This is a genomic window from Ferruginibacter sp., assembly GCF_014377975.1.
Classification (GTDB): domain Bacteria; phylum Bacteroidota; class Bacteroidia; order Chitinophagales; family Chitinophagaceae; genus Ferruginibacter.
This window is the reverse complement of sequence record NZ_JACMOO010000206.1, coordinates 23,447-33,090: the sequence shown is the minus strand read 5'-3', so window position 1 is coordinate 33,090 and position 9,644 is coordinate 23,447. Positions and strand designations below refer to the sequence as shown.

The 9,644-nt window shown below is 40.3% G+C and carries 7 protein-coding genes; 6 read left to right on the top strand and 1 reads right to left on the bottom strand.

Annotation, left to right across the window (positions count from 1 at the left end; genetic code table 11):
• The first annotated feature begins 359 nt into the window (after positions 1-359).
• The 5 genes from araD to H7254_RS11550 all read left to right on the top strand — a co-directional run bounded on the left by araD (position 360) and on the right by H7254_RS11550 (position 7,620).
• Entirely contained in the window at positions 360-1,058 is a 699-nt protein-coding gene (araD, locus tag H7254_RS11570) for an L-ribulose-5-phosphate 4-epimerase AraD (RefSeq protein ID WP_301933114.1), read from the top strand.
• Positions 1,059-1,259: 201 nt separating this feature from the next.
• Entirely contained in the window at positions 1,260-3,263 is a 2,004-nt protein-coding gene (locus H7254_RS11565) for a glycoside hydrolase family 127 protein (RefSeq protein WP_301933113.1), read from the top strand.
• Between the two features lie 215 nt (positions 3,264-3,478).
• Entirely contained in the window at positions 3,479-4,978 is a 1,500-nt protein-coding gene (araA, locus tag H7254_RS11560; RefSeq protein ID WP_301933112.1) for an L-arabinose isomerase, read from the top strand.
• Between the two features lie 57 nt (positions 4,979-5,035).
• Positions 5,036-6,721: a sodium/sugar symporter gene (locus H7254_RS11555; RefSeq protein WP_301921809.1), complete on the top strand. Its 1,686-nt coding sequence runs from the start codon at positions 5,036-5,038 to the stop codon at positions 6,719-6,721.
• Between the two features lie 191 nt (positions 6,722-6,912).
• Positions 6,913-7,620: an NUDIX domain-containing protein gene (locus tag H7254_RS11550; RefSeq protein WP_301921808.1), complete on the top strand. Its 708-nt coding sequence runs from the start codon at positions 6,913-6,915 to the stop codon at positions 7,618-7,620.
• A 261-nt stretch (positions 7,621-7,881) separates the two neighbouring features.
• Here H7254_RS11550 and H7254_RS11545 read toward each other — a convergent pair whose 3' ends face one another.
• On the bottom strand, positions 7,882-8,022 hold the full coding sequence (locus H7254_RS11545; RefSeq protein ID WP_301924256.1) for a hypothetical protein: 141 nt from the start codon (positions 8,020-8,022) through the stop codon (positions 7,882-7,884).
• Between the two features lie 73 nt (positions 8,023-8,095).
• On the opposite strand from H7254_RS11545, the gene H7254_RS11540 reads away from it, so the two are divergent.
• The gene (locus tag H7254_RS11540) at positions 8,096-9,634 is read left to right on the top strand and encodes an alpha-N-arabinofuranosidase (RefSeq protein ID WP_301933111.1); all 1,539 of its coding nucleotides are present in this window, start codon (positions 8,096-8,098) and stop codon (positions 9,632-9,634) included.
• Positions 9,635-9,644 lie beyond the last annotated feature (10 nt).

Here is a 9,644-nt window from a genome sequence, read left to right as displayed (position 1 = left end):
ATTAATTAATAATTAATAATTAATAATTGAAATGCACGGCAGCTCTTTTATTATATAGTGTTGTTTTATTCAAAATAATTTGGTGACCAGCAGTTGTTTTTCAATTAAACATTGTTGTGTCACTCACTTTTACTTTTACAGCATTGCGCACCAACGGACTGAATAGTACTTCATAAGCGATAAAATCTTTTACCTGAATAAACGCCTGGAAGACGCTGCAAAAAGTTTTGTTTCATGGGAATTTTATTCATAGGAAACTAATACATTGCCACCGGGTTTACGCTTTGGATATTTAAAAAATGTTACGCAATCCTTAAAGGGTTGTATGATTAAAAATATAAAACAGAAAAAATTATTGCATGAGTCAATACGATCACATACAACAGTCAGCCTACCTTGCCAATATGCAGCTACCTAAACTGGGGCTTGTATTATTTACATTTGGCAATGTGAGTGCTGCTGACAGATCTCTCGGCATGTTTGCCATTAAGCCAAGTGGTGTACCCTACGAAGATCTGTCGCCGGCTAAAATGGTGATTGTTGATTTTGATGGTAAAACGGTGCAGGGTAAGCTTCGCCCATCTTCTGATACACAAACCCATGCTGTGTTGTATAAGCAGTGGACAAATATTGGCGGCATCGTGCACACCCATTCTGTTTACGCCACAGCATGGGCCCAAAGCCTGCGAAGCATTCCTGTTTTTGGTACCACGCATGCCGATCACACTACAGTAGATATTCCTTGTGCGCCACCAATGCGTGATGAAATGATTAGCGGAAACTATGAATATGAAACCGGTTTTCAAATAATAAATGAATTAAAAGATAAGGGACTTAGCTACGAGGAAATTGAAATGATATTGGTGGGCAATCATGCGCCCTTTACCTGGGGTAAAACCCCGGAGAAAGCTGTGTACAACAGTGCTGTATTGGAGTCTATTGCACAAATGGCACTGCTTACAGAACAGATTAATGCCAATGCACCCAGGTTAAAAGCTGCATTAATAAAAAAACATTTTGAACGCAAGCATGGACCGGATAGTTATTATGGGCAATGATTCGATTTCGGGATACCGGATTTTAGCCATCGGATTTATTTCAATTTGTTGAGGCTTGCTGATTGATTGTTACTGTATTTCCGATGTTTGATTTACGAATGGTTAAAGTAATTTTTTGTGAAATAATATTCCGTTTACTTTTATCCGGGTTAAAAAAAATAAAATTAAAACAATGCTTCATTTTTAATAAACGAAAAATATATGAAAAAGATTTTATTATTATTATTGGTTTCCCTTGGCTATGTGCTACAGGCACAGCAAAAGGATTATCCCATACAGGCGGTAGCTTTTACCCAGGTAAAACTATCCGACAATTTTTGGTTACCAAGAATTGAAATCAACAGAACCGTAACCATTCCTGCTTCTTTTGAACGGTGCGAAAGTACCGGCCGTGTAAAGAATTTTGTGATGGCAGCAAACAAAACCGGCAAGTTCTGCACCACTTTCCCTTTTGATGATACTGATATTTATAAAACACTGGAAGGGGCTTCTTTTTCATTGGCAGTCCATCCGGATGCAAAGCTGTCGGCTTACCTGGATTCATTGATTACCATCATTGGCAAAGCGCAGGAACCTGATGGTTACCTGTACACGGCACGTACCATCAACCCCAAAGAACCACATGCCTGGGCTGGTAAAGAAAGATGGGAAAAGGAAAGAGAATTAAGTCATGAACTTTACAATGCCGGCCATTTGTATGAAGCTGCTGCGGCTCATTTTATGGCTACCAAAAAAAGAAACCTGTTCAACATTGCCTTAAAAAATGCAGACTTGGTTTGTAGTGTTTTTGGTCCTGGTAAATTGCATGTGGCACCCGGTCATGAAATAGTTGAAATGGGCCTTGTAAAATTGTACCGCCTCACCGGTAAAAGAGAATATTTAAATACCGCCAAATTTTTTATTGAAGAACGTGGCCGTTACAAAGGATATGATTCTGCCAGCAAAGATTCGTGGAAGAGTGGCGCTTACTGGCAGGATAATACTCCGGTAGTTGACCAGGAGGAAGCAGAAGGTCATGCGGTTAGGGCTGGCTATCTCTATTCAGCTGTAGCAGATGTTGCTGCGTTAACCGGCGATGATAGTTTGTTGAGGGCCGTTGATAAAATCTGGAACAATGTGGTTGATAAAAAAATGTATGTACAGGGCAGCGTAGGCGCTATTGGTGATGGAGAAAGATATGGCAACAATTATGAATTGCCCAACGCCACAGCCTACAACGAAACCTGTGCAGCCATTGCATTGGTGTACTGGAATTACAGGATGTTTTTATTACACGGGGAATCAAAATATATGGATGTACTGGAAAAATCTTTATACAATGGGTTGATATCCGGAGTTGGACTGGATGGCAAGTCTTTTTTTTATACCAATGCGATGCAAATTAAAAACAGCTTCAGTTTTCCGCAGATGGAAGCTACCCGTTCCGGTTGGTTTGAATGTTCGTGCTGCCCGACAAATTTAGCCCGTTTAATTCCCTCTATACCAGGTTATATGTATGCAGTGAATGAAGATAATTTATACATCAATTTGTTTATAAACAGCAGTGCCGATCTCTCAGTTCGTAATAAACCAGTACAGGTAATACAGCAAAATAATTATCCCTGGGATGGTAATTTAATTTTTACTATAAACCCGAAAGCAGCTGCTGTATTCAATTTGCTGGTGCGCATTCCGGGTTGGGCACAAAACAAAGCCATTCCTTCTACCCTTTACCAGTTTCAAAATACCTCTGCTGAAAAGCCCATGATAAAAGTAAATGGTGCTGTGGTTGATTATACTATTGTGAATGGTTATGCAACGATTAACAAAACCTGGAAAAAGAATGATAAGGTAGAAGTAGATCTTCCGATGGAAGTAAGAAGGGTAGTTGCCAACGAAAAACTGAAAGAAGATATTGGTAAAGTTGCCTTACAACGTGGCCCCTTGATGTACTGTGCAGAATGGAAAGATAATAATGGCAAAGCAAGTAATATTATACTGCCAGACAACGCTGTCTTCACCACCGAGTTTATGCCGGAATTATTAAATGGAGTAACGGTATTAAAGTCGGAAGTTCCCGCCGTTATTATCAATGGCAATGATATTTCTACCGTAAAACAATCCTTTACAGCGATACCTTATTATAGCTGGGCCAACAGAGGCAAGGGTGAAATGATGGTATGGTTTCCTACAGCCGTGAAGGAGGTTGATTTGCTGGCGAAATGATCATGTGGTTAAACCCGCAATCCGGAAATGTAGCGATCACGCAATTGGTACCGCAGCTCACAGCGCAGTATCAGCGGCCATGCGATGTGACCTGTGGAACCGAATGTGTAAAACATAATAAAAGTTTAATAAAGATTAAACAGCAAAAGAGTGCGACGCAACGATGTTGAAGCATGCTGATTGCTGGGAACAAAAAAATAAAAAAATTTATAACAATGATAAATCTTAAAGAATTTGAAGTTTGGTTTATAACCGGCAGTCAACATTTGTATGGCGAAGAAACACTGAAGAAAGTGGCAGAACATTCTTCCACCATTGCTGCATCTTTAAATGATGCCACACAAATACCGGTAAGGGTAGTTTTTAAACCCACTGTTACAACAACGGAAGAAATTTACAGCATCTGCGAACAGGCCAATACCACAAAAAACTGTATTGGCATCATTGCATGGATGCATACTTTTTCACCGGCAAAAATGTGGATAGGCGGATTAAAAATATTGCAAAAGCCCTTGTGTCATTTACACACACAGTTTAACCGCGATATCCCCTGGAACGATATTGACATGGATTTTATGAACCTAAACCAGAGTGCACATGGCGATCGTGAGTTTGGTTTTATGGTAAGCCGCATGCGTAAAAACAGGAAGGTAGTTGTGGGCCATTGGCAGGATCCTGAAGTACTGGAAGAACTGAATACTTGGACCCGTGCTGCCGCAGGATGGAATGATTGGCAGGGTGCAAAATTTGTGCGCTTTGGTGATAATATGCGCTATGTAGCTGTAACCGATGGAGATAAGGTAGAAGCGGAATATAAGTTTGGATATGCGGTAAATACACACGGTGTAGGCGACCTTGTAGAAGTGATCAATCAAAGTAGTGAAGGAGCCATCGACAGCATGATTGCAGAATACGAAGCTGCTTACACACTGGTGCCCGCTTTACAAAAAAACGGTGCACAATACAGTTCTTTAAGAGATGCTGCCAAGATAGAAGTGGGCATGCGTGCCTTTTTGGAAGCAGGCAATTACAAAGGATTTACAGATACATTTGAAGACTTGCATGGTATGACACAATTGCCAGGCATAGCTGCCCAAAGGCTGATGGCAAGCGGGTATGGCTTTGCCGGCGAAGGCGACTGGAAAACTGCAGCCCTGGTGAGGGCTATGAAAGTTATGGGCAGCGGATTGCCTGGCGGTAACTCCTTCATGGAAGATTATACGTATCATTTTGATCCTGAAAATCCGTTGGTGCTGGGGGCTCACATGTTAGAGATTTGTCCTTCTATTGCAGATGGCAAACCGAGTTGCCAGATTCATCCCCTGGGTATTGGTGGCAAAGCTGATCCTGTACGGCTGGTATTTAGTGCTACAGGTGGCCCCGCATTAAATGCTTCTTTAATTGATATGGGCAACCGTTTTCGTTTATTGGTAAACGAAGTAGTGGCAGTAGCGCCATTTCATGATTTACCAAAGCTGCCGGTGGCAAGGGTTTTATGGAAACCATACCCCGATATGAAAATCGGTTGCGCAGCATGGATACTGGCTGGTGGCGCACATCATACAGGATTTAGCCAGAATTTAACCGCCGCCCATCTACAGGATTTTGCAGATATGGCGGGCATAGAATTTACCCTTATCGGAAAAGATACCAATCTCTACCAGTTTAAAAACGAACTGCGCTGGAACGAAGTGTTTTATCAAATCAATAAATAATCCTATCATTACAGTTCTAAAATCTTAACGAACCTAAAACTTCCAAATTGCTTGCTTATGAATAAGAATCTTGCCTTCACCGATTATATGGTGTTTATTGTATACTTTGTAATTGTGGCCACATACGGGTACAGTATTTACCGTAAACGTAAAAAAAATGAACACGATGCAAAAGCCTATTTTTTGGCTGAAGGAACACTTACCTGGTGGGCCATTGGTGCGTCGCTGATTGCGTCTAATATTTCTGCCGAGCAGTTTATTGGTATGAGTGGCGAAGGTTTCTTTTTAGGTATCGCAGTAGCTGCGTATGAATGGATTGCAGCCATTGCATTGATCATTGTTGCGGTGTGGTTTATACCCGTATACCTCAAGAACAAGATTTATACCATGCCACAGTTTTTAAAGACAAGGTACAATGAATCTACCGCGTTGATCATGGCCGTATTCTGGTTGTTTCTGTATGTGTTTGTAAACTTAACTTCCATTTTATATCTCGGTGCCGTTGCAATCAATGGTATTGCGGGTGGTGGTTATTTACATACTATTATGATTGGCCTTGCCATCTTCGCCTTACTGATTTCATTGGGTGGTATGAAGGTGGTAGCGTATACAGATGTTATACAGGTAGCCGTTTTAATTATTGGCGGCCTTGTTACTTCTTACATTGCTTTAACAACAGTAAGTGAAAATTATGGTGGCGGTCACAATGCCATCGCAGGATTTAAAACGCTGATGCATGAAGCACCTGAACATTTTAAAATGATCATTCAAAAGCCAACGGTTAATTCATCTCAAAACGACATAAACAAATACATTACTTTCCCCGGCTTCCTCAGTTACCTTGCCGGTATCTGGATCATCAATTTAAATTACTGGGGTTGCAACCAGTACATTACACAACGGGCTTTAGGTGCCGATTTGCAGACAGCACGTACCGGTATTTTATTTGCCGGTTTCTTAAAACTGCTGATGCCACTGATCGTAATGTTACCGGGTATTGCCGCCTATGTTTTATACAAAGACGGTCACTTACCACAACTGGTAGGCGGTAAAGATGGTGCGTATTCTGCTATATTAACCTTTTTGCCTACTGGCCTCAAAGGGTTGTCTGTAGCGGCTTTAACGGCAGCCATCGTTGCCTCGCTTGCCGGTAAAGTAAACAGTATCTCTACCATTTATACATTGGATATTCATAAAAAATATTTTCAGAAAGAGAGTACTGAAAAGAGCCAGGTGTACACCGGCCGCATTGCAGTGGTGGGTGCGATGATACTTGCGGTAATGTTTACCTGGAACGATTTGCTAGGTATAGGCGGCGTAGGTGGTTTTACCTACATTCAAAAATATACCGGCTTTATCAGTCCGGGCGTATTCGCCATGTTTATACTGGGAATGTTCTGGAAAAGAACCACCGGAGCAGCGGCGATTGCGGGTTTAATTACCGGTTTTGGATTGTCTATTTTGTTTAATGAACTGGCACCGGCCTTGTTTGGAAACGACACTTTTTTATACACAGCCTATCCAAACGGAAAGGGCGGGTTTGAAATACCTTTTCATATTTGCATGGGATTGTCATTCATGTTTACCATGATTGTAATGGTAGCGATGAGTATGGCTGGGCCAAAAATAAATCCAAAAGCATTTGAACTTGATAAAGGAATGTTTAATTTAAAACCACAAACTACTGCAATGATTGTGGTTACCCTTTTAGTGATTTTTGCTCTGTATGTTAAGTTCTGGTAAAATAATTTTGATACCAATATGTTTTTTTTTAACCAGGCATTGGTATTTTAATGAAGCTTCACAGGCGTCGCACTCTTTTACAGTTGTACATAGTGCGGCGCAATTTGAATAGTATTATTTAAAAGAGCTGCTTTTATGACTTTTCATTTTTAATAGAAAGAATAATTAATAAAGAACAAGATTTAATTACTATGCGCCGTTACGCTCAGCAAAAAAGATTTTTATTAGCAGTGGATTGTATCATTTTTGGATATGATGGACAGGATTTAAAATTACTGGTAATACAGAGAAGTTTTGAACCCTTTAAAGGACAATGGAGTTTACTGGGTGGATTTATTAATGAGCAGGAGAGCGCAGAAGGAGCAGCAGTAAGGGTTTTAAAAGAGTTAACTGGTTTAGATGGCGTGTATATGGAACAATTAAATGCTTTTTCAGGGTTAGACCGGGATACGGTTGAACGCACCATTTCCATTGCTTATTTTGCCTTGATTGATATTAAAAAATATAAGCAGCAGATCAATGAAGATTATCACCCCGCCTGGTTTTCCATCAACGAACTGCCGGATTTAATTTTCGATCATACAAAAATGGTAGAACTGGCCAAAGAAAAACTGCGGTATAAGGCGGCGCTGCATCCCCTGTTATTTGAATTGCTGCCCGACAAATTTACCATGCCGCAATTACAGCAATTATACCAGGCTGTTTACAATACTGAATTTGATAAAGGTAATTTTAACCGCAAGTTGCTGTCAACAAAATTATTGGTTAAGCTGAAAGACAAAGACAAATTAAATTCAAAAAAAGGCGCTTTTTATTTTAAGGTAGATACTAAAAAATACAGTGCTTCCTTTAATTCTTTTTTAAACTTTGTACCAGGAGCTGTACCTAAAAGTAGTTGATGAGAAAAAATTGCCGGGTTAATTAGTAGTCGCAATTTTATAATAATACTTCTCGCTATAATTTTTTCGTTATCTCTAACAGCTTGTTTTTTTAATGTTAAGGTAACAAGGAAGTATAAGTTATATTTTGACGACTATACATTTGAACTATTTAATCGGTTATTTCGAAAATAATTTTTGAAGTAAAAATTCCGCCAACTGCTGCACGCTGGCGTTCAGGGCTCCATCGGAGCCTTCCCTTTGTAAACCAAACAATAAATATTAAATTTGCTCGGTAGGAGCATCCCCTGTAAGGCGTCTAAAAATAGAATTTTCATTTGCCATACTGAGGTTGATGATGACCTCAACCCCGGCTAAACGCCGTGGCCGTTGACTCCACCTGCCACTGCTTAAGTATTCCAAAAATTATTTTTAGACAGCTTCTTAATGGTTTAATATTTTAATAAACAGTTTCAGTATCTTTCAAAAAAAATCAATGAAAAAAAATACGTTTTGCTACCTGCTTACTTACCTCTTTTTACAATTGTCAATCGGACAAAATAACCTTGCCGTCAATACCGACGCTGGCAAAGTAAAAATTAGCCGTAACATCTATGGCCATTTTGCTGAACACCTCGGTCATTGTATTTATGGTGGATTTTATGTGGGAGATACCTCTTCAATCCCCAACACAAACGGAGTACGCAACGATATTATTGATGCGCTAAAAAAATTAAAAATTCCCAACCTTCGCTGGCCGGGTGGTTGCTTTGCAGATACCTATCACTGGAAAGACGGTATTGGACCAAAAGATAAAAGACCCGCCATGGTAAACAAATGGTGGGGCGGCGTTACTGAAGACAATAGTTTTGGCACCCACGATTTTTTAAACATGTGTGAATTGCTGGGCGCAGAACCTTACCTGTCGGGTAATGTAGGAAGCGGTACCGTACAGGAACTGGCGGACTGGGTGCAGTATACCAATTTTAAAGGTAAAAGTCCCATGAGTGATTTGCGTACGCAAAATGGCAGAACAGCACCATGGAAAGTAAAGTTGTGGGGCATAGGTAATGAAGCCTGGGGTTGCGGCGGTAACATGAAACCAGAATATTATGCAGATGAATACCGCAAGTATGCCACTTTTATTTCAGACTGGGAAAACACGGGTGGCCTGATGCGCATTGCGTCCGGTGCCAGCGATGCTGATTATAACTGGACGGAGACACTCATGAAAAATATTCCGCTAGGTATGCTGGGCGGTGTGGCAATGCATCATTATTCAGTGCTGGACTGGAATAAGAAAGGTTCTGCAACCGATTTCAGTGAAGACCAGTATTTCCATATCATGAAGCAAGCCTTGCTCATGGACGAACTGGTAACCAAACATGCGGCTATCATGGATAAATACGATCCCAAACAAAAGATTGCTTTGGTGGTGGATGAATGGGGCGGATGGTATGATGTGGAAAAGGGTACCAACCCCGGTTTTTTATACCAGCAAAATACCATCAGGGATGCAATGATTGCAGGCGTTACGCTGAACATTTTTAATAACCATGCAGACAGGGTACGGGTTGCCAACTTAGCACAATGCGTAAATGTTCTGCAGGCTGTAATTCTTACCAACAAAGAAAAAATGATTCTCACGCCAACGTACTACGTGATGGAAATGTACAACGTTCATCAGGATGCTACGTTATTACCGCTAACCCTTACAGTTAATGACTATATTTTAAATGGCGAAAAATTACCTGCTGTATCTGCCTCTGCGTCGAAAGACAGCCTGGGCATAATTCATATTTCACTTGTTAATATTGATCCTTTACAATCACAAAAAATAAGTATTGTATTAAAGGGTGAAACTAAAAAGAATTTATCCGGCAGAATACTTACCTCAAAAAAATTGCAGGATTATAACTCATTTACTGAGCCTGAAAAAATAAAGCCTGCAGCCTTTAACACTGCCTCAATCGACAAAAATGTTTTGACAGTAACCTTGCCTCCAATGGCAGTCGTTGTTTTAACGATCAAATAATAACAAAATA

Excerpts from the sequence above, each read along its gene's own strand:
- araD (WP_301933114.1), top strand. The coding sequence starts at position 360 with ATGAGTCAATACGATCACATACAACAGTCAGCCTACCTTGCCAATATG.
- H7254_RS11565 (WP_301933113.1), top strand. The coding sequence starts at position 1,260 with ATGAAAAAGATTTTATTATTATTATTGGTTTCCCTTGGCTATGTGCTA.
- araA (WP_301933112.1), top strand. The coding sequence starts at position 3,479 with ATGATAAATCTTAAAGAATTTGAAGTTTGGTTTATAACCGGCAGTCAA.
- H7254_RS11555 (WP_301921809.1), top strand. The coding sequence starts at position 5,036 with ATGAATAAGAATCTTGCCTTCACCGATTATATGGTGTTTATTGTATAC.
- H7254_RS11550 (WP_301921808.1), top strand. The coding sequence starts at position 6,913 with ATGCGCCGTTACGCTCAGCAAAAAAGATTTTTATTAGCAGTGGATTGT.
- H7254_RS11540 (WP_301933111.1), top strand. The coding sequence starts at position 8,096 with ATGAAAAAAAATACGTTTTGCTACCTGCTTACTTACCTCTTTTTACAA.